Below are 24,101 nucleotides of genomic sequence, written 5' to 3'. Positions count from 1 at the left end.
CCATCGAGGCCCACCGCCGTCCCATGGCAGCCAAGTCCGCTCCCGGCGGCCAAAGGCCCGCCGGACACGTCGCTTGGCCTCCCGACTGCGATGATTTCCACGATTCCCACCCGGCTTGCCACGCCTGCGCTGCGTGCGTTAAGCTATTGGGCTCGCGTTTCTGTCGATAACTCATCTCCTCCCATAGGAGTTAGCTCGCAATGATGAAGTGGCTTCGAGCGCATACTAAGCAGATCATGGTCGTCGTCGTGCTCCTGGCCATGCTCTCGTTCGTGGGCGGGTCCGCCCTGGTCGAAATCCTCGCTCCCGATCCGGCCAAGTCGGTCTTCGGCACGGCATTTGGAAAGGACATTACGCAGGGTGAATTGAGTTTCGCCCGGCAGGATGTTGAGGTTCTCGACCGCCTGAGCCCTGTCCAGTCGCCGTATCCGCAAATCTGGCAATTCGGCAACAAGGCGACCCGGCTGGAACATTGGTACCTGCTTTATCTCGAGGCCGAGCGCGCCGGTGTGGAAGTGTCGGACCAGGAAATCGAACGAGACCTCAAGTCTCTGCCGGCCGAGTACCTGGAAAACCTTCGCGTCAATCAGCGGATCACACCGCCGGCGATTCGTCAGGCCCTTAGGCGACAAATGGCGATTCAGAAGCATGCCAGTCACGTTACCGGCGCTGCCATGCCTTCGGAAGGACAGGTGAAGCACTTCGTCTCCGAGACCGAAGACAAGATTCGCGTGAAGTTCATTTCCGTTCCCGCCGAACGATACCTGGAAAACGACGCGCCGATCAACGACGCCGAAGTCCAGGCCATGTTCGACGTCCACAAGGACCAAAAGGCGTCGGAGAGCGATTCGGGATTCGGTTACAAGTATGACGACCGCGTGAAGCTGCAGTACATCTCGACGAGCATCTCAAAAATCTCGCCTCAGGTCACGATCAGCATGGACGCGATCAAGACCTACTGGAAAGCCAACAAGGCTCAGTTCACCAAGACGATCTACGTCGAGCCGGAAACGCCGGCCAGCCAGCCGACCGGCGACGCCGCCAGTCAGCCCGCCGAGCCGCCGGCCCCGCAGCCCAAGCAGGTCGAGAAGAGCTTCAGCGAGGCCCGCGACGACGTCGAGCGCGAACTTCGCCGCCGCAACGCCACCCAGCTCGCCGAGCAGGCGATGAAAAAGGCACAGAGCCTGCTGGCCAAACCCTGGCAGGACGTAAAGACAGACTTGACCACCGGCCTTAAGCCGATTCCCGCCGGTGCGGACGCCCCCGATGCCATGAAGAAAGTGGCCGATCGGATGATGGGCGAGTTCGGCGTTCCAGTCGATTATGCGGAGACCGATTGGTTGTCGAAGGACGACCTGATGTCCTACAAGGACCTTCGCGGGGCCTTCCTTTCCGGACAGCTAACGGTCACGCTTTCTGACTACGCCTTCAACGTTACGCCCTTCTATCAGCATGACGAAGATCGCAGTTCCGATACCGGCCTTCAGTTGTTCCAGCCGTGCGAAGCGCCGTTCACAGCCATGGCGCCGCAATTCAGCGGAGGACAACTGAGTTACGCGACCGACCGTTACATCGTTTTCCGTGTCGTGGCGACGAACAGTTCGCAGGCCCCGGCCGACGTTTCCGAAGTCCGGGAGCAGGTGGAGCGCGATGTCCGCATTCAGCGTGGCTTTGCAAAGGCCGAACCGGTGGCCCGCGAGCTGTACGCCGTCGCGTCTCGATTGGGCGTCGAGAAGACCCTCGATTACTTTCCCGATCTGAAGTCGGGTACACCGCTGATCGCCGTGACGACGCCGCCCGCGTTTGCCCGCCGAACGAGAATCGCCGATGGACAAATGATGGAAGCCATGAAGGAAGGAAAGCCCACGCTTATGGCGCCCAGCGTGACCGGCGTGGGACTCTCGGAAGCTTTCGTCGATGCCTGTTACGAAATGACCGAGCCGAGCTGGTCGCCACCGGCGATGGATGTTCCGGAGACCGAGCGGACCGCCGCCGCGACGACGCAGCCCGCCCTTGAGCCGGCCCCCCTTGTCCGCCTGGTCTCCATCCCGAAACTTCGCAAGCACTTCGTCGTGGAATTGGCCGGCACCGAACCGGTCGACCAGGAGAAGTTCGAAACCACGCTTCGCAATTCGGCGTACTTCCGCCTGCTGAGCGAGCGCCGAGCCCTCCTGATGACGGAGTGGTTCGATCCCAAGGCCGTCGAAGCGCGGGCAGGCTTCGAGCGCGTCTCTGACGCCGATGCGCCTGACAGCACCGGCGGCATCGAAGCACCGCGACCGCCTCAGCCGCCCATGTTCTAGGACGACCGGTGACGCCGTACTAACAAGGCGATTTGGATTGAATGGGGATCGGCTTGCGGTCCTCGTCGACGCCCACATAGACGATTTCCGCGGAAGTCACTTCAACCCGCTCGCACCGCGGATCGAATCGCTCCGCTTCGACGCGCACCCTGATTCGGACACTGGTCCGTCCGACCTTCACGACTTCCGCAAGGAAGCTGAGCACGTCGCCCACGAAGACCGGATGAAGAAACTCGATCTTGTCCATGGCCACGGTAACGACACGCGTGCAGCCGAGCTTGCGGGCCTCGCTGGCCCCGGCCTGGTCGAGATAGCTCAGGATCACCCCGCCGAAGATCGTCCCGTGGGCGTTGGTATCCCGGGGCATCATCATGACGCGAATCGCTGGTTCAATGAGGGGCATGGGGGTGGACTGGCTCATATCGGAACTCCGTGGCGTTGAGACGACGACCGATTATGATAGGCTACACTCAGGCGGCTCGAGCCGCGAATGGTAGTACCAGCGCCCCCAAAGGGCGACCCGTGAGGATCGACAAACCATGAAAAAGCCGAATTTCCGACTCTATGACACGCAGGCGACTGCTTCGATGCTGGCGGCGATGGCGGGCATGGTCGTCGTACTTGGCTTGGTCGTCGTCGTCTTCAAGGGCATTGATACCGAGCAAATGGTCATTCCCTACAATTCCGAACTGGGGTTGTCGCAGTATCGACAGCCGATTGTCATGGCGGCGGTACCCCTGGCCGTGGTCCTCGGCCTGATCGGAGGCATCCTCGGCTTTCGCAGCCTGGGCCAGCCGAAGAACAACAGGCAGGGCCGCTCCTGGATAGGGATGACCATCGGAGCGTTCGTCGTCGCAGTCGCACCCGTCCTCTTCGGTACCTGGAAGCAGTTGAGCGAGCCCATGATTATGGCGCCGAAAGATAGTCCCAGCGCCGTGGCCACGCCTTGAATCGCGCGACCTCAACTCCGCAGGGGCAGAGGTTTGCACCCGTGTTATCTTCGCTGCTGAATCTATTCGTCCCGGGCGCCGGGCTCATCTTGCAGCGCCGCGAATGGGTCGGCTTCCTTCTCTCAATTGTTTTTGCATTGGGCGCGAATGCCGCGATCGCCGGTTACTTCATCGCCCCGGAGGCGATTCCGGCATGGCTCAGCGCAGCCGGAGTCGGGATTGCCGCCTTCGCCTGGCTGCTCTCTCAGGCCATGCTCCATCGACAGGTGCGGCAGCTTTCACGCCGCAAGGATGACCTCGCCCTGATGCTGATCCGCTCGCGAGAGGCGATGGAACGCGGCGACATCGAGGTCGCGGGCCAAACCCTCACCGAGGCGATTCAACTCGATGACGAACACGTCGAGGCCAACGTCCTCTGGGCCCGGTATTGCGTCGAGATCGGCGATCGGGACCAGGCGCGGCGCGTCTGGCAGCGCGTCTGTAAATTGGATCACGGACGAAGATTTCAGTCCGAGGCCATGGCGGCCCTGAAGGACGCTGATTGACGATTCACCGCCGGCCGTCGATTCATTATCAAGTCCCCTAATCGAGTCCGTTTTTTTCGTTGTTCGCTGCGTCCGAATCCGTGCGCGCGAAATCCCCAGGGTCGACCTTTACCCGCCGCCTCCACGTGAGATACCATCCAGTGCAGACATCTCGCGCGGGCGCCTGCCGCGCAAGATGCCCGACCGACGCAGGTCGAGTTTTCGAGGGGGTTCACTCAGCTTTTTGAGAATTCGCCGACGCGCCCCGCCATCGCGCTGCGCCGACGGTGAGTCGAACGTGGATGGGGGTCAGCCATGAAAGCTCTGAAGCCGTGGATGCTCGTCGCGGCAATCTGCTTCGTCTTCGCCGGTGATGAAGCATTGAACGCAGGAACCGTTTTCGATTTCTCGTATATCAGTACGCGCAACGCCGCTTTCAACAATAAAGCCCACATGCTCAATACCGGCATTCAGGTGGGCATCGGCGACCTGGTTCAGATTCAGGGCACCGGTCAGATACACGTGGGCGGTCCCTACTACGTGATGTCCAACTTCGACATGGGACTGATCTCGCCGCTCAACAACATCGAGCTCATGCGAAGCTACCAAGGCGTCGTCTCAAACTACGTGACCGCGCCGATTCCCCTCATCGGCGAAACCGTGCTCTTCGCCTCGGACCGCGTCAGCCTGACCGACGATCACGACGTCTCACTGTGGGTCACGGCACGGTCGGCCGGCTACATCTATATAGGCATGTTCGATCAGTTCTTCGCCGACAACACCGGCTCCCACGATTTTCGAATCACCGTCATTCCGGAGCCGGCCGGCGCATTTCTTGCCCCTGTCTTATTTCTTATTCTCGGTCGCAGATCTCGCGCTTTGCGCACGATTGCGAGTGCATAGCCCCCGCTTTCCAACCGATACACTTGGATGAAACCGCCTCCGACCGGCCCGGTCCGGTAAGAGCCCGCATTGCAGCGGCATACCGGGCGGACTAGAATCGGGTAAGCTGGCGCGGAAGACGGTCCGCGGGAATCGGTGCCTCATCAAGGCGTCGGACGGATCGGTTGGGTGGTCGAAGGGCAATTAGAAGCGTCGCAACGTCAGACGGTTCCGGAGTCCTTGGTCAGACATCGCCGCCCCTGCATGAAGCAGGGAAGCCGGAACGAGAGGATTCAACCCCATGTTTGAACGATTTACGGATCGAGCGCGAAAGGTGATGGCCCTGGCCAATCAAGAGGCCCAGAGGTTCAACCACGAATACATCGGCACTGAGCACATCCTGCTCGGTCTCGTCAAGGAAGGGTCCGGCGTTGGCGCGAACGTCCTGAAAAACCTTGAAATAGACCTCCGCAAGGTCCGCATGGAAGTCGAGCGGCTCGTCAAGAGCGGGCCCGACATGGTCACCATGGGCAAGTTGCCTCAGACCCCGCGGGCCAAGAAGGTCATCGAGTTCGCCATCGAAGAGGCCCGCAATCTGAACCACAACTACGTCGGAACCGAGCATCTGCTGCTGGGCCTTCTGCGTGAGCAGGACGGCGTCGCGGCCCAGGTTCTGATGAACATCGGCATCAAGCTCGAAGAAGTTCGCGAAGAGGTGCTGAATCTGCTCGGCGCCGGCGTCGAGAACGAGGGTGAGCCCGAAGGCGGCGGCCAGCCCAGCTCGGCCCAGTCCGGCCGCAAGGGCGGCAAGTCGCGCACCCCGGCATTGGATTCATTCGGCCGCGACCTGACGGAAATGGCCCGCAGCGGAAAGCTCGACCCGGTCATTGGTCGCGAAGACGAAATCGAGCGCCTGCTCGTCGTCCTCTGCCGCCGCTACAAGAACAACCCCGTCCTCCTCGGCGAAGCCGGCGTCGGCAAGACCGCCATCGTCGAAGGTCTGGCCCAGCGCGTCGTCAGCAATGACGTCCCCGAAATTCTCGCCGAGAAACGGATCGTCGTCCTCGACCTCGCCATGATGGTCGCCGGAACCAAGTACCGCGGTCAGTTTGAAGAGCGGATCAAGGCCGTCATGAACGAGGTCCGCAGGGCCCGAAACGTCATTCTCTTCATCGACGAGCTTCACACCCTGGTCGGCGCCGGCGGCGCCGAAGGCGCGATCGACGCGTCGAACGTGCTTAAGCCCGCCCTGTCGCGCGGCGAATTGCAGTGCATCGGCGCCACCACCCTCGACGAATATCGCAAGTACATCGAGAAGGACGGCGCCCTGGAGCGCCGCTTCCAGCAGATCATGGTCGAGCCGCCGTCCCGCGAGGAGACGCTGGAGATCCTCAAGGGCCTCCGCGATCGCTACGAGGCGCACCATCGCGTTCAGATCACCGACGAGGGTTTGCTCGCCGCGGTCGAGCTCTCCATGCGTTACATCCCCTCCCGCGTCATGCCGGACAAGGCCATCGACGTGATCGACGAGGCCGGCGCCCGCGTGCGTCTGCGGGCCATGACCAAGCCCCAGGAGCTCACGGCCCTTGAGGACAACATCAAGAAGCTGACCATGGAAAAGGACGAGTCGGTCAAGAACGCCGACTACGAGCGAGCCGCCGATCTTCGCGACAAGGCCCTCCAGATCGCCGCGGAGAAGGAAAAACTCGAAAAGAACTGGCACGAGCATCGCAACGAAATTGACGGCGTCGTCGACGAGGAAGTCATCGCCGAGGTCGTCAGCAAGATGACCGGCGTCCCCCTCACGCGCCTCGAGAAGGAAGAGGCTCAGCGCCTCCTCGAATTGGAAGCCGAGCTTCACAAGCGCGTCATCAGCCAGGAAGAGGCCATCAGCGCCGTCGCGCGAAGCGTCCGACGCAGCCGCAGCGGCCTGAAGGATCCGAACCGGCCCATGGGCAGCTTCATCTTCATCGGCCCCTCCGGTGTCGGTAAGACCCTATTGGCCAAGAGCCTCGCCGAGTTCATGTTCGGCGCCGAAGAGGCCCTGCTCACCATCGACATGTCCGAGTACATGGAGAAGCACAACGTCAGCCGCCTGATCGGCGCCCCTCCGGGCTACGTCGGCTACGAGGAGGGCGGACAGCTCACCGAGCGCATTCGCCGCCGCCCCTATGCCGTCGTCCTGCTCGACGAAATCGAGAAGGCCCACCCCGACTGCTTCAACATGCTCCTGCAGATCATGGAAGAAGGCCGTCTGACGGACTCCTTCGGTCGGCACGTGGACTTCCGAAACGTCGTCCTCATCATGACCAGCAACATCGGCGCCGACAAGATCACCCACCAGGCCTCGTTCGGCTTCGAGAAGCGTGACGAGAACATGACCTACGAGAAAATGAAGAACACGCTCAAGGTCGAGCTTGAGAACCACTTCCGGCCCGAGTTTCTCAACCGAGTCGATGAAGTCGTCGTCTTCCATAAGCTCAAGCACGAGGACCTCACCAACATCGTCGAACTCGAAATCAAGAAAGTGCAGAAGCGCCTGATCGACCACGGCCTGTCGATGGAACTCAACGACGAAGCGAAGGAATTCCTTCTGGAGAAGGGCACCGATGAGAAGTTCGGAGCCCGGCCCCTTCGCAGAGCGATCGAGCAGCATCTCGAAGACCCGCTCAGCGAGAGCCTGCTTCGCGGCGCCTACAAGGGCAAGAACCGCATCATCGTGACCCTTGCCCAGGGCGAGGGCGACAAGAAGCTCGCTTTCGAGGGAATCGTTGCCGATGCCGACGCCAAGCCGCAGTTGGCGGGAGCCGGCGCTGGCGAGGGAACGTAAGCTCCGGCGCCGATTTCGGCGACAATCGTTACTGAAGCGAAAGAATTCGCTATTTCACGCCCCGTCGGCACTGGCCGGCGGGGCTTTTTTTTGCGCCGGACGGGGGGGATTCCGTCGCTTGCCCCTCTAGATCGTTGCCATTGGCAGCAAATAGCGTCTCCTCGATGCAAGGACGGGGGGGCGCCTGTGGTACAATAAACATTCAGGATCGGTAGGGAGGAATTCATGCAATTCTTTACGTCAGTTTCCCGCTATTCCGGGCTCTTTCTCGTATCGACGGCGATGTTAATGACATGGCAGGCGGATCGCGCCGCTGCACAATCCACCTACATCGTCAACACCCTGGCCGATTCGACCGACACGAATCCCGGCGACGGCCTGTGCCTCGACGCGAACGGATTGTGTTCGCTTCGGGCCGCCATCATGGAGGCGAATCAGGTCTCGGGTATTGTTGACATTCATTTTGCCGTCAACGGTTTTCATTTCCTGACCCGCGCCGGCGCCGATGACGCATGCCTCGTCGGCGACCTTGACATCAATCCCGTCGCCGGGCTGACCGAACTCAACATCAATGGAAATGGCGGCGGGAATACCATTATCTCCTGCGCCGGACTTCCCCTGCCGCCCAATCGCGATCGCATCTTTCACATCCCCAGCACCGCCCCGAGCGGTTTGATCGTACGCCTCTCGGGTTTGACGATTCGCGACGGCGATGCCTCCGGAGCGACCGGCAGCAACGGCGGCGGAGTCTTGATGCAGGGGGGCATGCGACTGGAACTTCAGAATTTTGAGATTCAGGATTGCGCCGCCACGCTGGACGGCGGCGGACTGTGGTCCGACCGGGATGTCACAGTTCAATTCTTGTCCTCATTGACAATGCGCAACAACGATGCCGGTGACGACGGCGGCGGCTTGTACCTCTCCGGACCGGCCACGTTCAACGGCGGCATTTTCGGCGAAGACAACGTCGCCGGTAATCGCGGCGGCGCGGCGCGAATCGCCGGAGGCGCCACGGCGATCATGTCCGACGTGGTCATTCAATTCAACGAAGCGACGCAGGGCGGCGGCATCGCCAATTCCGGCATCACGACCATCGACTTCCTCATCGCCGCGCTCAACCGGGCGACCGGGGGCGGCAACGGCGGGGCATTTGCCAATCAGAACAGCGGCACCCTGTCCTTCCTGCCGACGTCATTCTCATATATTGCCGACAACCAGGCCGACAACGGCGGCGGGGCAATCAATAACCAGTTCGGCTGCACCCTCGTCCTCAATTCAACGGCGCTGCGGGCCAACACAGCCACCAACCTGGGCGGGGCAATCGCCAACGCCGGAACCGCGACGGCCTCTCACTGCGAATTCAGCGGCAACCGGTCCGGTGGTCTGATCATCAACGCCGCGGGTGGCGGAGCCCTGTACAACCAGAACCCGTTGGGCATGTTCAGCGCGGTGAACTGCACCTTCAGCGGAAACTCCGCCCCGTCGGGTTTCGGCGGCGCCATCGAAAACGATTTCAGCGCCCGATGTGAGCTCAGCGCATGCACATTCGTCGCCAATCGGGCATCGTCCGGTGACAGTTTGTTCAATGGAAACACGTCCGGGTCGGTCAGCGTCATGGACGTCCTGGGGTCGATCATCGACAGCGCACCCTCGCTGCCCGGCAATAACGTCGTGGCGCTCTCGCCGATCAATTCCGCCGGCCGCAACATCAATGTCGACGGAACAGGCATGATCCCGACGGCGTCCGATCAATTCGGCACCATCGGCTCGCCCATCGCGACACAGCTCTCAACACTGACCGCCTGTGGCAATCTGCAAGCCCACTTCCCTGCCCCGACAAGCCCGGCCGTCGATCGGGGAGCATGTTTCGACTTAGCGGGAAACATCATCATGGATGATCAGTGTTCCAACCCGCGGCCGACCGACGGCGATGGCAACGGCACCGCGGAATGCGACGTCGGCGCGATTGAGGCGCCGGGTTTACCTCCACTGTGCCCGACCTGCCGCGGCGACATGGACGGCGATAACTTCGTCAACGCGCTGGACATCCAGAACTTTGTGAACTGCCTGATGGCCGGCCCCGCGCCGATCATCGCACCCGGCTGTCACTGCGCCGACATGGACGGCGACGGCATATTGGACCTTGCGATCGACGGCCAGCTCTTCGTGGACAAGACCCTCGGCATCGGCGATCCCAACCCGGCCTGCCCATAGACCCGTCGCCCATCATGTTGGCGATTTTGCCGGGTTTTTTCCTCCTATCGCGTTATTCTCCGGGCAATTTGACCCCGACCCCCTGATCTTTCTAAACTTGTCTCTTTCTCGGAGGATGAATCAATGGCCGTCGCGGCAGAAAAAACGCGAGATCAGCTTCGCAGATACCTTTTTGAGACTCTGATCCCAACGCCCCCCAACGCTTGGCCGGCCGACGATGCCGACCTCTATGCCAATGGACTCGACTCGCTGCGGCTGATGCAGCTCCTCACCTTCATCGAACAGGACATCGGCATCAATCTTCCGGACGACGAAGTCACCCCCGAGCGAGTCGGGTCCGTCGCGTCGATCGTCGAATGGATCACCAACCGCAACGGGTGATGAGCCGCGGGGTCGCCCTCGGCGACGAATCATGTCAATCACGCTCTATCACCTGCTCCAGGAAACCGCCTCCCGTTTCGGCGATCGGCCCGCCGTCAAATTCGGCGACGATGTAATCAACTACCGCCAGCTACTCGATCGAAGCGATCGCACGGCCTCGATGCTTGCCGAGCTGGGAGCAGGGCCCGGTCGCCGCGTGGCCTTTTCGTTTATCAAGTCGATCGACGCCATCGTCGCCCTCTTCGCCCTGATCCGTACCGGAGCGACCTACGTGCCGCTCGACCCCACTTGGCCCGCCGAGCGCTGCGCGATGATCTGCGAAGATGCCGACATCTCCCTCTGGGTCGGCACCAGCGCTCCCTTGGGCATCGACCGCATCATGACCGCGGTCACTTCGCGTGCGGACGAGGGAGTCATCCCTCTCTCAAGAGCGACTCAACACAAACCGGCGACGATCAGTGCCGCGACGCCGAAGCGCGACATTGCCAACATCCTCTTCACATCCGGCTCAACCGGCCGGCCCAAGGGCGTCGAGATCACCACCGAAAGCCTCCTGCACTTCTCAAAGTGGGTCGTTGACGAGTTTGGCATGGTCGAGACAGACCGCGTCGCCAACCACGCCCCGTTTAACTTCGACTTGTCCACCCTGGATATATTCGCCGCCGTCCGCGTAGGCGCGCTGATGATCCCCGTTCCCGAGCGACTCAAGATGTTCCCCTATCAAATGGCGAAGTTCATCGCCGCCGAGCGCATCACCGTGTGGTATTCCGTTCCATCATCGCTGATCATGATGCAGCTTCGCGGCAAGCTCGCCGAACACGATCTCTCAGCCCTGCGGCTCGTCCTCTTCGCCGGCGAAGTCATGCCCAAGCCCGCTCTTCAGGCGATCGCGAAAGAAATCCCGCACGCCACGTATGCAAACCTCTACGGCCCGACCGAAACAAATGCCTGTACCTGCCGCCGCGTTGCTTCGGAAGACTTGACGGTCGAAGGCCCGTTGCCGATCGGCCGGGCCATCGCCGATACGCGCCTCTGGTGCATTGATGAGTCGGGAATCCCACATCCGGTCGGAAGCGATGCGGCACAAAGCGGTGAGTTGCTCGTCGCCGGGCCGACCGTCACCGCCGGCTATCATGGTGACGCGAAACTGACATCGCAGCGGCTCATTCCCGCCCCGGACGGGCTCGGCCTGGCTTATCGCACCGGCGATCGCGTTCACGTCGGGCCGGACGGCGAGTTGATGTTCGACGGGCGGGTGGATCGCATGATCAAGTGCCGGGGGCATCGCATCGAGCCGGGCGAGATCGAAGCGGCCCTCGCTTCGCATTCGTCGGTGCAGGAGGCGGCGGTCATTCCGCTGCCGGACCCCGTATTCGGCAATCGAATCAAGGCCTGCATCGCCCCGCGCGAAGGCGCCTCGCTCTCCGAGTCAGACCTCATCGCCCATTGCCGAGATCGGCTGCCGTCCTACATGCTCCCCGATGTCTGGCAGTTCTACCCATCCCTGCCGCGCACCGATCGAGAAAAGGTGAACCTTCAGGCATTGGCTCACTGACTTAAAAGTATTCCACGGGCGTCTTACGGGCAAACGCCGTTCACGAGGCAGTCCACCATCATGGACAGATCGTTGGTCGCCTCGACGTCGCCGCTGTCATTCATGTCCGCCGCACAAAACTCGACCGTCCCCAGCGTCGCGCTTCCAAAGAGGACGTCGACAAACGGCTGAATGTCGTTGCCGTTCACAAAACCATCGTCGGTCACGTCGCCCTTCGTACACGTGACAGGCACAAAGCAGTCAAGATGGAACAGGCCGACCGCGTCGATGCCGCCCTCTACAACACCCTGCGGCGTGCTGTCATTGACCGTGAATCGCAGCTTCATCGTCGAGGTCAGCGTCACGCCCGCCGCGGCAAGCTCCGTCGCGTAAATCTTCTTGTTTCGCCAGTTGCGGCCGCCGCTGGAGTAATCAGTGAAGATCGTCGTCCACGGACCCACGCCATTGTTGGAGTTGACCTCAACAAGCAATCGATCGGTCGTCTGCGAATCGCTCAGGTACAGGTAATAGTCAAACGTTATCGCATTATCCTCGCCCGACATATCGAGCGGCGGAGAAATAAGCTGAACCGCGCCGTTGTCCACGTCGGTATTGCCGAAGCCGTTTTGAGTCACATAGCACTGACCGCTGCCATCCGAGTCAAAAAACGGTGAGTAAGGCCAGCCGGTGTCCACGATGGGTACGCCGCGCTGCCAGCCGCCCGACGTCGCCCCGACGACCGCCGTCGTCCAGCCCGTATCCGTCTGGAAATTGTCCACCGGACCGGCGATCTCCCCAAGTTCGCTGAGCGCCGTATAGGTCACGCCCGGCGCGCCAGGCGGGTCCAGATAGGTGGTAGCCGACTCCGACTGTGCGGAGAAGTAATAGCTGATGAATTCACCGCACGGGCTCGCAGGAATCGTTGCGATGAAGTCGCCGCCGTTCTCAATCAACGGCACAGTGACCAGTCCGTTGCCGATGTCGTAGTGCAGCATCTCCGTGCCCGGCAGGACATCCGTCGCCGTGCAGGCGCCCGCCCCGACGGAAACGGCAAAGCTCGTGCCCTCCGCCGGCGAAACGATCGACGGCTTGCCCTGCGGAAATCCAAACGAAAGACTCTCGCCCGGTACCTGTACCGATACGACAAAGAGCCCACGCTCCAGGTCGCTGATGATGACGTTGCCGCTGGGGAAGTACGGATAATTGCTCCACGCGCCGTTGAAATTCGCCGAGTCGCTGCCCGGATAGGTGTCGAAGTAAGCGATCTCCTCAGGGTTCAGCGGGTCCGCCGTCGTGCAGAAGACGCGAAGTCCGCTGCGATAGTTTGCTTCATAGATCAGGTCGTCCTTGGTGTAGAGATTGTGATTGATCGCGACGCTGGTCCCGTTAAACGTCGACGCGAGAAACGGGGCCGCGACGTTCTCGTCAATCATGAACTGCACGTCCACCACCATTGTCCGCGTCAGCGTGCTGCCCGTCTCGTCCAGTTCGTCATTGATATAGGCGTACTTCAGATCGGGTGACAGCCAGACCTGGTGCGAATACGCCGCGCTCGGCCACGTAATCCGCGTCGGATAAAGATTGACGATGTTGTTCTTGTCCGTCACGTCGAGAATGTCCAGGCCCGTATTCGTCCCGCCGCCATTGTTGCCCGAGCAGAGATACGCAATCTCGTGCCCCGCCAGCGGACCCGTCGTGTACGTCACCACCTGGCAATCGTGCACATAGCGGTCCGACCAGGACGTCACATACGTCGGGCTCGCCGGATTCGCCAGGCTGTAAATGCGAATCCCGTTCGATCCGCCGCCGCACCGGTACAGATAGCCGCTGTCCGTGTTGAGGGCGACGTTATGTGTCGCCACGCCGCCGCCGGTCGTGACCGTGCCGACGAGCGATATGCGATTGGTCACTTGGTCGATATTCGCCATGCTGATGACCTGGATTCCGCTGCCGCCCTCGGACACCACATAGGCGTAGTTCTGATACACCTTCACGTCGCGCCACAAACTATCTGGGCCGGGGATGAACCAGATAATCTGGGCGTTATCCGGATTGGTGATCTCCACGAAACACAGCCCCGAGTTGACCCCGACCAGGGCATACTCCCGGCCGGAAGGCGACGTGTAGCCCCAGCAGTCGTTGCCGGAAGAAACAGTCGTCCCCGAGAAAGCAGCAATATCCGACAGGGTGATCCAGCTATGAAGCGTCACATTGCTGGACGCAAAGCCGCTGCCGCGAGGGTCCGCCGGCCCATCCACGCCAAGGCGATAGCTCGCCCCGACAAAGGGAGCCTGTCGATCGAGAAGCTTGGGATCGTCCGGATGGGCTAAGCAGATTGAGCAGATTGCAAGTACCAATAACGACGAAGTGAGACGTTGAGAACTCGTCATTGAATCTCCATACCGACAAGAAAATCGGGGAACTTTGCCCACTCCGGGGCCGGCTCGCTACTGCATTTATACTCGATTCTGGGCTCAATTACCACCTTTTAACGCCCTTGAACGACTGGGCCATGACGCCCCAAACGTTCGTTTTGTCAGGCCTTCACCCTACAGTTCCTTCCGCAAAGTTGGGTTATCAAGGCATCTCCAGCCAGTCCATGGACGGTGCCGATCGCCTGGCGGTGCGTCCCGGGCGACTGTTCGTCTTTTCCGGGTTTCCCATTCTCAGCCGACTTCGCTCTGCCCTCGCGCCTGCCGCGCCGCTCGATCGCTTACACTCTGACCCGCGTAGCCGGCAATATCCCCGGCAACCCCGGAAGAATCATGCTTCAACTGGACACAAAGAACGACCTGCGCATCACCACTGCCCCCGGCCTCGCCCCCTACGTCGAGGCGGAACTAAACGACCTGGGCCACGCCCCGACCGCCGTCCACGAGACCAGCGTCGAGCTCACCGGTTCCTTGCGCGACTGCATGGCCCTCAACCTGCGCATGCGAACCGCCATCTCGGTGCTCTACCTGCTCAAGGAGTTCCCCTGCACCGGTCCCGAAGACCTCTACACCCACGCCTCGACCATCGCCTGGGAAGACATCATTCCGCCGGATGGCTACATCTGCGTCGATTCCCGTGGCGACCACCCCTCCATCGACAACTGGATGTATGTCAATCAGCGCGTCAAGGACGCGGTAGTCGATCGCATGCAGGATCAGGTCGGAGCGCGCCCGTCCAGTGGCCCCGAACGCCACGGCATCGTCATCAACACCTATTGGCGAAACGACTACTGCTGGATCTACCTCAACACAAGCGGCGGCAAGCTTTCCGATCGCGGATACCGGCGCATTCCCTTCAAAGCCCCGATGACCGAGACCCTCGCCGCCGGCGTCGTCCTCGCAAGTGGCTACGATGGCAGCACCCCCTTCGTGAATCCGATGTGCGGCAGCGGAACACTCGCCATTGAAGCGGCCCTCCTCGCCGCCAACCGCGCGCCGGGCCTCTTGCGATCGAACTTCGGACTGATGCACATCCGAGGTTTCGACGAGAAAGTGTGGAAGGACCTGCGCGTCGAATCAGGCAAGCAGAGACGCAAGGCAAAGCCCGCGCCGATCGTCGCCTCCGACATCAGCCCCGAGGCCGTGAGCGCCGCAAAACAGAATGCAAAGACCGCCGGCGTCGATCACCTGATCGAGTTTCACGTCTGCGATTTCGCCGATACCCCCGTCCCACCGCCGCCCGGCGTCGTGATCATGAACGCCGAATACGGCCAGCGAATGGGCGACTCGGCGGAGCTGGAAAGAACCTACAAGCGGATCGGCGATTTCCTCAAGAAGCAGTGCCAGGGCTACGTCGGATGCATCTTCACCGGAAATCGCGAACTGGCCAAACGCATCGGCCTGCGAACCAGCCGCAAGCTGATCTTCTGGAATGCCAAGATCGAGTGCCGATTGCTCAAGTACGAGCTCTACGCCGGCACGCGCGAAAAATCCCCCGACACCCAGTAACCAACCACCGCCCGCCCGCCAACTGGGCTAGTGCCGTAAATGGTCTAATCTCATCACAGCGAGCCGAACGATTACATCTTGCGCGGGCGAAGCAAAAGCCCTGCGAAGCAAAGCAAGGCAAATGCGGCGGGCTCGGGAATGACGGTGACGTACGCCGGCGTGGCGTTAAGCGATGCAAAACCCATCGGATCGCGTGCGAATCCTTCGGTCAAGTCTCCGATCGTTGTCTCGATGCTCAGTTCAGCATCCCCGATGGAGATCGCCTGCAGGTCTACCGTAGCCAACAGAATATCATTGCCCGTGATGGCATTCGGAAAGGCCAGGGCAGCGAGTCCGTCGCCGTCAGCCGAGGGGGATGGTACCCACGCTGAACCGATACTCGGCAAGCCGGCCAGTGCGATCGCCGATTCCGGAGTAAGCCTAAGATCGATTCCCCAACCGACAACGGGAACGTTGATGTCGGCGACGATGTTCACGGAGAAGTAGCCGCCTTCGACAATGATCTGTTCGTCAAGCTCCATGCGGACACAGACATCGGTCGGGCAGATGCTGGCGCGCAAGTCGCCTGCCCAGACGCCGATCATCGCCAACGCAGTGAACGTGATGAATCCTCCCCTCATGTTGTGCTCCTTACCTTAGCCTCTCGGATCACGTCGCATCCTTGATTCAGAATCACTCCGCTGGGCTCAGCATCACTTCGACGAAAAGCGGGATATCGCCCGGTGTGACCGTTCCGCTGCCATCCATGTCGGCGATGATCCGGTTTCGCAGGCCCGCGCCTGACGGCCACAGAACGGTGTCAACGAAGGGCTGAACGTCAAGTCCATTGATAAATCCGTCGGCGTTCATGTCGCCGATGTCCGCCGGGATGGGCGGAGCGGCGATGCTGCTGCCGACCCACGCGCGGTAGCAGGCAAGCCAGCTTTGATAATCGACCAGCGTGATCGCACCGTCGGTGTCGTAGTCGGCGCATGGTAAATAGTTAATGTCCGTCGATTGGGCGGCATATGCCAGCAGAAACGTCGAGAAGTCGGCGCCATCGACATCCTGGTCGACGTCAAAGTCGCCACAAATCTGGCATTCGTCCAGCATGCTGTTGCCGTCGCAGTCGTGGCCCGCAAGTTCGATGTCGTCGTTGACTCCGTTCGAGTTGCAGTCGCAGTCGATCGTGACGGATTCGCAGTCGTCGGGGATCGAGTTGAAGTTGCAATCCCGCTCGCAAATATCGCCGACGAAGTCAAAGTCGCAATCCTCCTGATCGTCATTGGGTATGAACGGGCAGTTATCGATGCAATCTGCGTAGAAATCCCCGTCGGCATTCGCGTCGTCGCGGACATCGCATCCGCAGAGACCGGGATCCACCTTCAATGGGTCATCGGGACAGGGATCGCACACATCACCTGCGGAGTCACCGTCCCTGTTCTCCTGGCCTGGATTTGGGAATAGGCGGCAGTTGTCGCACGCATCGCCGAATCCGTCGCTCTCCAAATCGGCCTGATCAGGATTTGCCTTCATGGGACAGTTGTCGCAAGCATCAATAACACCATCCAAATCGACGTCCGATTCACAGTCGTCGGGTACTTGATTCGCATTGCAATCGTTACCCGCCAATTCGCACCGATCGACCAATCCATTCTGGTTGCAATCAGTCATTGCGATGTCGCATTCATCAGGCACGCCGTTCGAATCGCAGTCGTTCGGCCCCAATTCGCAGTCATCGGGTATCGCGTTGGAGTTACAGTCATTTCCCTCAAGTTCACAACTGTCGGGAACGCCCGAATCATTGCAATCGTCGCCGAGTTCGCAGTCATCGGGGACTCCGTTCAGATCACAATCCAGGTCGCAGACATCCGGTGACCCGTTGACATTGCAGTCGCCGAATCCGGGCTCATCAAAATCGTTGATCCCGTTGTTATTGCAATCGCAGTTGACCGGGCCCCAGGAGGCTAGCCGATAGGAGGGATGGCTCCCCGCCATTGAAAAGTTGCCGGATGCAATTAATTGATGGCCCGCCTGATTGACCGATATCGTGGGGCCGTTGACGCCTTCCCCTAACGGAAACCATGATGTTCCGTTCCACCCCGCGACATTGTTGGCAAATTCGTTCCCGATGTAATCGAATTGTCCCGAAACAATCAATTGCTCGTTGTATGCCGTCAAGTCAGAAATCACTCCGAATGGGCAGCCTCCATCCAAATCGCTCCAACTTGAGCCATTCCACCGAGCAATTCCATTTACCTCAACGTGGGCCGCTAGTTTGAATGGCCCGATCGCAAAAAGAGAATCGCCTACGGTCTGAATCGAATTGACCTCACCACCCAGCCATTGCTGCTGGGAAAACTTTCTCCAAACTTGTCCGTTCCACTCAGCAAGAAGGGAACAAAATGGATCGGTCGGATGCGGAATGCCTCCACCTGCGACGAGCTTACCCCCATAGTGCCCAAGCGAGTTGATCCAGCCGTCCAGTCCATTGCCCAGTTGTTGCCAGGCCGATCCGGTCCAGTACGCAACTCTTGATGCGGGCGTCCCGTCTACTGACAAAAAACGTCCCGCGGCGACAAGTGCTCCACCGAATTCATCCAGAGCCGACACGGTTCCGTCAAACTGGCCGCCGACGCTCTGCCAGTTGGTTCCGTCCCAGACTGAGACGGATCCCAGCGGATAACCGTTTTGATTGAGTCGATCTCCTGCCAGATAAAACTCATTATTAAAGAGCCTCAAATCGTTGACGGCGTCGTATTGAGGTGATCCCATGGGCTGCCAATTTGCACCATCCCACCTTGCCACGCCCCCGACTTCGATGCCTCCGATGCGAGTGAACGTGCCGGCAACAATGATTGAATTCTCATGATAGAGCACGTCGAGTACGCTTCCATTGAAGCTCGACGATGTAGCGTGCCATTGGTCGTCGCTCCATCGTGCAATGCTTCTGGACTCCATTCCGCCGGCATTGATGAAATATCCACCGGCCCAAAGCTGGTCATCCCTGGAATACAAAGCGCAAACGGCTTGTGACGTGTCACCGCTTAGTCCTTCACCCAGTGGAATCCATGATGATCCATCCCACTCAGCAATCGCTGAAGCTGCCACACCGCCGGCAGTCGTGAATGGGCCTCCGGCATACAATCGATTTCCATGGGAACTTAGAGCAAGTGCAGATTGATCGAATCCGCTGCCCAGCGACTGCCACTCGACTCCACTCCATTTTGCGATCCGGTTGGCTGCCATTCCACCGGCCTGGGTAAACGTCCCCGCCGCAATGATCTCGTTCTTATGGATCGTTAGCGCATTGACCGTCGAATTAACGCCGGTTCCCAGATTATGCCACGTCGCCCCGTCCCAACGGGCGATGTTGTTCGCTGAGACTGATCCTGCCTGCGAAAAACTACCCCCGACGATGAGATTGTCGTCTTGAACCGTAAGTGCGTGCGCGTAGGTTGCGGACTGCCCACGCAACCCCAATCCAAGTCCGTGCCAATTGGTTCCATCCCATCGCCCGATTCCATTTAGAGACACAAAAGGAAAATTCGTGAAATAACCGGCGGCAATCAGGTCGCCGTTGAAAACTGCCAGGGCACGTACCCTGCCGTTCAGGAAGCCAACACCGACTTCGCGCCAAGCCGAACCGTCCCACCTCGCGACTCCGATCACTGTGAGGCCGCCGGCCGACGTAAAATCGCCCCCTGCATAAAGCTCGCCGTTATGCACGATGAGCGAGTAAACGACGCCGTCGAAGCCGGGCTCAAAAGCCTGCCATTCCACTCCATCCCACGTCGCGATGTTGGATGCCGGATGCCCCCCGGCGTTTGAAAACAGTCCGCCAACTACGAGTAGTGGAGGTTCTGAACCGGGTCCGTCCGGGTCCCAATTGGTAATGGCACAAACTGACCCTTGAACGCCGGGCAACGCATCTCCTGGCTTCCAATCGTATGCGCATTGAGCAGCCGCCTTGGAAGCTCCATGGGCAACGACCAGACAGAATGTGAGACGCAAGATCCCCGACCGGCCACTGTTCATTGAGATTCCTCCTATTGCCCGAACCAGCTGAGAAACTGGCGTGTTGGTGGTTGATATTAGCTTAGTTGGAGCGGATGACTCGTGTCAATCTGACGGCGGATCATTTCAGGCATCTCCACTGGTTGCGATCTCCGTCCAAGAGGCCATGCGACAGATTCGAGATTGGAGCCCTAGGGGGAACCGGACATCGCCCACGTTCTTTGACCTCCGCCGCGCCATCGCCGATGATCGTCGCCTCTTATGAGCACACAGGAATTCGACCAGTACTACGAAGACCGCAAAAAGAAGCTCCTCCAGCTGATCGAGGCCGGCCACGAGCCCTACGGCGCTCGCTTTGAGGATGTCCGCAGCAACGGCGACATCCGCAGCTTCGCGGAGCGCCTCGGCGTCGAGCCCGGCCAGACCGATGAAACCGCCTCCGTCCGCGCCGCCGGGCGGATTATGCTCCGTCGCGTCATGGGCAAGCTCGCCTTCCTAACCATCCGCGACTGGACCGGCGACATCCAGATTGGCATCTCCAAGGCAAAGGTCGGCGACGCCGGCTGGGAACTCGTCGGCCTCCTCGACCTCGGCGACATCATCGGCGTCGAGGGCCTGCTCGGCCGGACCAAGACCAACGAGATCACCGTCTGGGCCGTGTCGCTGCGCGTCCTCTCCAAAAGCCTCCGCCCGCCGCCGGAGAAGTTCCACGGCCTTACCGATGTGGACGTCCGTTACCGCGAGCGATACGTCGATCTCTTCAGCAACCCCGAGGTCATGCAGACCTTCAAGGCCCGCTCGCGCATCGTCGAGGCCGTCCGCCGCCACCTGTCAAAGCAGGGCTTTCTCGAAGTCGAGACCCCGATGCTGCAGTCGATCTACGGCGGCGCCGCCGCGCGCCCCTTCACGACCCACCACAACACCCTCGACATGGACCTGTTCCTGCGCATCAGCCCCGAGTTGTCCCTCAAGCGCCTGCTCGTCGGCGGCATGGAACGCGTCTTCGAAATCAACCGCAATTTCCGCAACGAAGGCATCAGCACCCAGCACAACCCCGAATTCACCATGATGGAGTGCTATCAGGCCTACGGCGATTTGTCAGACATGATGAACATTGTCGAGGGCATCGTCGTAGAGTCGATCGAGGCCCTCGGCGGTGGTTTCCGCCGGCAGTTTCGCGGCCAGGAAATCGACTTCACCCCGCCGTGGCCCAGGCGCACCTACAGCGACCTCCTGCGCGAATACGCCGGTGTCGATCTGAAAGACGCCGCCGCCGTCAAGCGCAAGGCCGGCGAACTTGGGCTATTGCGTGAGACAACAAAAGACGGCGGACCCGCAGGCGAGGTCGATCCTGCCGTCCTGGCGAACAAGGTCTTCGAGGCGACCGTCGAGGAGCATCTCGTCGCCCCGACCTTCGTGGTCGAATACCCGGCGGCCCTCTGCCCGCTCACGCGCCGCAAGAAGGACGATCCCGAAATCGCCCTGCGCTTCGAGGCCTACGTCGCGAAGATGGAGATCGGCAACGCCTACACCGAATTGAACGACCCGGCCGTGCAGCGAGAGACGTTCAGCTCCCAGCTCGCAGGCGAAGGCGACGAAACGATGCGAGTCATGGACGACGACTACATCAAAGCCCTGGAATACGGCATGCCCCCGGCCGGCGGCCTCGGCGTCGGCATCGACCGCCTGGTCATGCTCCTCACCAACTCGCCAAGCATTCGAGACGTGATTCTGTTCCCGCTCCAGCGACCCCTGGGCAAGTCATCCGACAGCGCGGAGGCCACCCCCTCCGGCAAGGAATAGGCGTGCGATCCCGAGCTGCCACGATTCTGTTCACCCTCTTCGCCCCGATCACGCTACCCGCGTATCTGATCTTCCTCGGCCTGAGCAATCTCCTCGGCGGCGCCTTCTACATCGTCATTGAAGCAACAGCCGCCAAGCTCCTCTGCCGTCCCATCACCCTCACCGCCGGACAGATGGCCCTCCTCGCCCTGCCCGTCCTCGCCGTACTCCCATTCGTCGCCGCCGGGCACATGCTCCTTTGGCTCCTGCGAACCCTCGCCGCCTGGCTCATCGCCGCCGGTCACTGGCAGGCAGCCACGCGCTCTCGGGCGGTCTCATTCGTCCTCGGCACAATCTGGGTCGCCGTTGGTCTGTGGGCCACGGTGACATGCCTCAACGCCGCGGTCGGCGCCTCGTGGGTCGGCCAGGGTGTCACACCGCAGGCGCGGGATTACTTCGTCGAACACGTGACGAAGCATCGGTTCCTCGGCGAGATGCCCGAGCCGATGCAGGCCCGACGCCGCCAACTCATCACCGAGCTCGAAACCTATCAGGATCGCGTACACCCCCGCTGGGAAATCATCTTGCAGATGCTGCGCGACGACGAAAGCTCCTTCCAGGGCATCCGCTCCCAAACGATGATTCGCCGCCTCACCGGCCTCCCCTGGTATTTCAACCCGGCCGAAGTCGCCGAGGACGGGCTCGATCACAGCGAGCTCATGCTCGGCCCGATCGTTTTCATCTGGATGCTGCTCATCCGCTGGCCGGGGACGTTTCGCGTCCTTCGCTTCCGGCCCCTATGCACCGCATGGTTTGCCGCGCGCGTCGGTCTCGTGGTGTGGTCGATTTATGCCCTGATCACCTGGGAGCCGATCGAGTCCTATTACGGCTTCTGGTTCGAACCCAACGAGATGACCACGCTGTTCGCCGTCCTGAGCCCCGCCCATTGGCTCGGCTTCCCCTACATTCGCTGGGTTCGGCCCGAGTGGTATCTCTTCAATGCCGGGTTGTGGATGCTGCTCGTGGGCGTCCTCGCCGCGATGTGGTGGGTCACGTGGCGAGCATCTCCCTTCCTCGGATGGCCGCGCTACTATGTGGCCTTCCTCGCGTCGCGCCTCCTGCAGCGAAAGCGCATCGCCTTCTTCTCCGTCGGCGCCGTCACCCTCTGCGTCGCCATGATGATCATCGTCATCAGCGTCATGGGCGGGTTCGTCGACAGCATCCGCACCCGCGCAAACGGCCTGCTGGGCGATCTCGTCATGGACGGCAATCTCTCCGGCTATCCCTACTACGCGGAGTTCATCGACCGAATCAAAAAGCTGCGCGACGACAAGGATCAGCCCATCGTCGTGCAGGCCACGCCGCTCATTAGAACCTACGGCATCCTCCAGTTCCCCGCGGCGCAGGTGACAAAGGCCGTGACGATCGTCGGCATTCGCCTCAACGAGTACGTCCAGGTCAACAAGTTCGGCGAAGACCTCTTCTATAACAATCGATACGGCGACACCACCCTCGGTCCCCGCCCCCAGCAGACCTACCTCCGCGATGACAAGGGTATTCCGCGACTGACCCCCGAGCAGGAAGCAGCCTACGAGCGATACCTCGCGTCTCTCCCGCCCGAAGAGCGCGCCGAAGAAGAGAAAAAATATCAACGCGAGCCCGGTGACGATTATCCCGGCCCCGGCGTCTTCAAATCCTCCGCCGACGCCTCAGGCGCCGAAGATCGCGAGCTCCCCGGCGTCATCCTCGGCCGCAGCATCGTGTTTCGACGTCAGGCGACCGGCGACTACTATCGATCCTACAAGTATCCCCGCGGCGAGATGTGCTACCTCACCGTCCTACCGCTCACCCGCACCGGCGACGTCAGCACCGAGCCGCCGCCCAAGCCCTCGTTTCGCTACGTCGATGATTCGCGCACCGGCATCCACGAGATCGACTCGGTCAATGTCTACGTCGATTTCGACACCCTTCAAACCCTCCTCTCCATGGAGCCCATGCAGCGCGCCGATGGCACGGGGATGGCCGGCGCAAGGTGCAGCCAGATTCAGATCAAGCTCCGCCCCGAACACGGCGGCGATCGTCGCGAGCTGATGCGCATGCGCGATCTGATCAACGAAGAATGGGTGCGCTTCGCCGACGAGATGCCCGCCGACGCGATCGAGCGCCGTTTGATGGCCAACGTCGAGGCCCACACCTGGGAAGAGCTTCAGGCCAGCTTCATCGCCGCCATCGAGAAGGAGAAGTTCCTCGTCCTCATCATGTTCGGCGTCATTAGCATCGTCGCCATCTTCCTCATCCTCTGCATCTTCTACATGATCGTCCAGGAAAAAACCCGCGACATCGGCATCATCAAGAGCGTCGGCGGAAGTGCCGCGGGCGTGGCAGCCGTCTTCCTCGCCTACGGCGGGGCGATCGGCCTCGTCGGCTGCGTCCTCGGCGGCCTCCTCGGAACCACCTTCGTCGAGCACATCAACGACGTCCAGGATTGGCTCGCCCGACTGAACCCCGACTGGCGAGTCTGGAGTCCCGAAACCTACTCCTTTGACAAGATACCCGACGTCTGGAAGTGGTCCGAGGTCATCTGGATTAGCATCCTCGCAGTGCTCGCATCGATCGCAGGCGCCACCTTCCCGGCCATCCGCGCCGGACGCACCTGGCCCGTCGAATCGCTCCGCTATGAATAATTCACTGCTTCACTGACTCGCGTCGGCACATCCCGATTGTTTGCTCACCTCGCTAATTACGCCGGCAGGTCCGTAAATAT

15 protein-coding genes are annotated in these 24,101 nt (G+C 60.8%); 11 read left to right on the top strand and 4 right to left on the bottom strand.

Going from position 1 to position 24,101, the window contains the following annotated elements; genetic code table 11:
* Positions 1 to 200: 200 nt before the first annotated feature.
* Entirely contained in the window at positions 201 to 2,303 is a 2,103-nt protein-coding gene (locus HS101_06440) for a hypothetical protein (protein ID MBE7505910.1), read from the top strand.
* A 19-nt stretch (positions 2,304 to 2,322) separates the two neighbouring features.
* Here the strand turns inward: HS101_06440 and HS101_06435 are convergent, their stop codons facing one another.
* Positions 2,323 to 2,724: an acyl-CoA thioesterase gene (locus HS101_06435; GenBank protein ID MBE7505909.1), complete on the bottom strand. Its 402-nt coding sequence runs from the start codon at positions 2,722 to 2,724 to the stop codon at positions 2,323 to 2,325.
* 118 nt (positions 2,725 to 2,842) lie between these two features.
* Between HS101_06435 and HS101_06430 the strand changes: the two genes are divergently transcribed.
* From HS101_06430 to HS101_06400, 7 genes are all read left to right on the top strand, one after another.
* Positions 2,843 to 3,253 (top strand): hypothetical protein, encoded by a 411-nt coding sequence (locus tag HS101_06430; protein MBE7505908.1) that lies wholly within the window; start codon positions 2,843 to 2,845, stop codon positions 3,251 to 3,253.
* Between the two features lie 41 nt (positions 3,254 to 3,294).
* Positions 3,295 to 3,798 carry a hypothetical protein gene (locus HS101_06425; protein ID MBE7505907.1) on the top strand — a complete coding sequence of 168 codons (504 nt, stop codon included), beginning with the start codon at positions 3,295 to 3,297 and terminating at the stop codon, positions 3,796 to 3,798.
* Between the two features lie 294 nt (positions 3,799 to 4,092).
* Complete coding sequence (locus HS101_06420; protein MBE7505906.1) at positions 4,093 to 4,680, top strand: hypothetical protein; 588 nt, start codon at positions 4,093 to 4,095, stop codon at positions 4,678 to 4,680.
* Positions 4,681 to 4,960: 280 nt separating this feature from the next.
* Positions 4,961 to 7,489, top strand: coding sequence for an ATP-dependent Clp protease ATP-binding subunit (locus HS101_06415; GenBank protein MBE7505905.1), 2,529 nt, complete (start codon positions 4,961 to 4,963; stop codon positions 7,487 to 7,489).
* Between the two features lie 225 nt (positions 7,490 to 7,714).
* Positions 7,715 to 9,703, top strand: coding sequence for a CSLREA domain-containing protein (locus HS101_06410; protein ID MBE7505904.1), 1,989 nt, complete (start codon positions 7,715 to 7,717; stop codon positions 9,701 to 9,703).
* A gap of 123 nt (positions 9,704 to 9,826) precedes the next feature.
* Entirely contained in the window at positions 9,827 to 10,084 is a 258-nt protein-coding gene (locus tag HS101_06405) for a hypothetical protein (protein ID MBE7505903.1), read from the top strand.
* Between the two features lie 31 nt (positions 10,085 to 10,115).
* Entirely contained in the window at positions 10,116 to 11,639 is a 1,524-nt protein-coding gene (locus HS101_06400; GenBank protein MBE7505902.1) for an amino acid adenylation domain-containing protein, read from the top strand.
* Between the two features lie 23 nt (positions 11,640 to 11,662).
* Here the strand turns inward: HS101_06400 and HS101_06395 are convergent, their stop codons facing one another.
* A complete protein-coding gene (locus HS101_06395; protein ID MBE7505901.1) occupies positions 11,663 to 14,008 on the bottom strand; it encodes a choice-of-anchor B family protein in 2,346 nt (781 codons plus the stop codon).
* Positions 14,009 to 14,383: 375 nt separating this feature from the next.
* Between HS101_06395 and HS101_06390 the strand changes: the two genes are divergently transcribed.
* Positions 14,384 to 15,559, top strand: a complete 1,176-nt coding sequence (locus HS101_06390; protein ID MBE7505900.1) for a class I SAM-dependent RNA methyltransferase — start codon at positions 14,384 to 14,386, stop codon at positions 15,557 to 15,559.
* A 71-nt stretch (positions 15,560 to 15,630) separates the two neighbouring features.
* On the opposite strand, the gene HS101_06385 is transcribed toward HS101_06390, so the two are convergent.
* Together HS101_06385 and HS101_06380 are read right to left on the bottom strand one after the other, a co-directional pair.
* Positions 15,631 to 16,179 carry a hypothetical protein gene (locus HS101_06385; protein MBE7505899.1) on the bottom strand — a complete coding sequence of 183 codons (549 nt, stop codon included), beginning with the start codon at positions 16,177 to 16,179 and terminating at the stop codon, positions 15,631 to 15,633.
* A 52-nt stretch (positions 16,180 to 16,231) separates the two neighbouring features.
* Entirely contained in the window at positions 16,232 to 19,321 is a 3,090-nt protein-coding gene (locus HS101_06380) for a thrombospondin type 3 repeat-containing protein (GenBank protein MBE7505898.1), read from the bottom strand.
* A 495-nt stretch (positions 19,322 to 19,816) separates the two neighbouring features.
* Here HS101_06380 and lysS point away from each other — a divergent pair, with 495 nt between their 5' ends.
* Both lysS and HS101_06370 read left to right on the top strand, forming a co-directional pair.
* Entirely contained in the window at positions 19,817 to 21,358 is a 1,542-nt protein-coding gene (gene lysS / locus HS101_06375) for a lysine--tRNA ligase (protein MBE7505897.1), read from the top strand.
* Positions 21,359 to 21,360: 2 nt separating this feature from the next.
* Positions 21,361 to 24,021, top strand: a complete 2,661-nt coding sequence (locus HS101_06370; protein MBE7505896.1) for an ABC transporter permease — start codon at positions 21,361 to 21,363, stop codon at positions 24,019 to 24,021.
* Positions 24,022 to 24,101: the final 80 nt, after the last annotated feature.

Source organism: Planctomycetia bacterium, assembly GCA_015075745.1.
Taxonomy (GTDB): domain Bacteria; phylum Planctomycetota; class Phycisphaerae; order UBA1845; family UTPLA1; genus UTPLA1.
Note: the sequence above shows the minus strand (reverse complement) of the source record. Positions and strands in the feature narration are given on the sequence as shown.

Coding starts and splice junctions, on each gene's coding strand:
- HS101_06415 (MBE7505905.1), top strand. CDS start 4,961: ATGTTTGAACGATTTACGGATCGAGCGCGAAAGGTGATGGCCCTGGCC.
- HS101_06410 (MBE7505904.1), top strand. CDS start 7,715: ATGCAATTCTTTACGTCAGTTTCCCGCTATTCCGGGCTCTTTCTCGTA.
- HS101_06435 (MBE7505909.1), bottom strand. CDS start 2,724: ATGAGCCAGTCCACCCCCATGCCCCTCATTGAACCAGCGATTCGCGTC.
- HS101_06430 (MBE7505908.1), top strand. CDS start 2,843: ATGAAAAAGCCGAATTTCCGACTCTATGACACGCAGGCGACTGCTTCG.
- HS101_06390 (MBE7505900.1), top strand. CDS start 14,384: ATGCTTCAACTGGACACAAAGAACGACCTGCGCATCACCACTGCCCCC.
- HS101_06395 (MBE7505901.1), bottom strand. CDS start 14,008: ATGACGAGTTCTCAACGTCTCACTTCGTCGTTATTGGTACTTGCAATC.
- HS101_06405 (MBE7505903.1), top strand. CDS start 9,827: ATGGCCGTCGCGGCAGAAAAAACGCGAGATCAGCTTCGCAGATACCTT.
- HS101_06400 (MBE7505902.1), top strand. CDS start 10,116: ATGTCAATCACGCTCTATCACCTGCTCCAGGAAACCGCCTCCCGTTTC.
- lysS (MBE7505897.1), top strand. CDS start 19,817: ATGAGCACACAGGAATTCGACCAGTACTACGAAGACCGCAAAAAGAAG.
- HS101_06440 (MBE7505910.1), top strand. CDS start 201: ATGATGAAGTGGCTTCGAGCGCATACTAAGCAGATCATGGTCGTCGTC.
- HS101_06385 (MBE7505899.1), bottom strand. CDS start 16,179: ATGAGGGGAGGATTCATCACGTTCACTGCGTTGGCGATGATCGGCGTC.
- HS101_06420 (MBE7505906.1), top strand. CDS start 4,093: ATGAAAGCTCTGAAGCCGTGGATGCTCGTCGCGGCAATCTGCTTCGTC.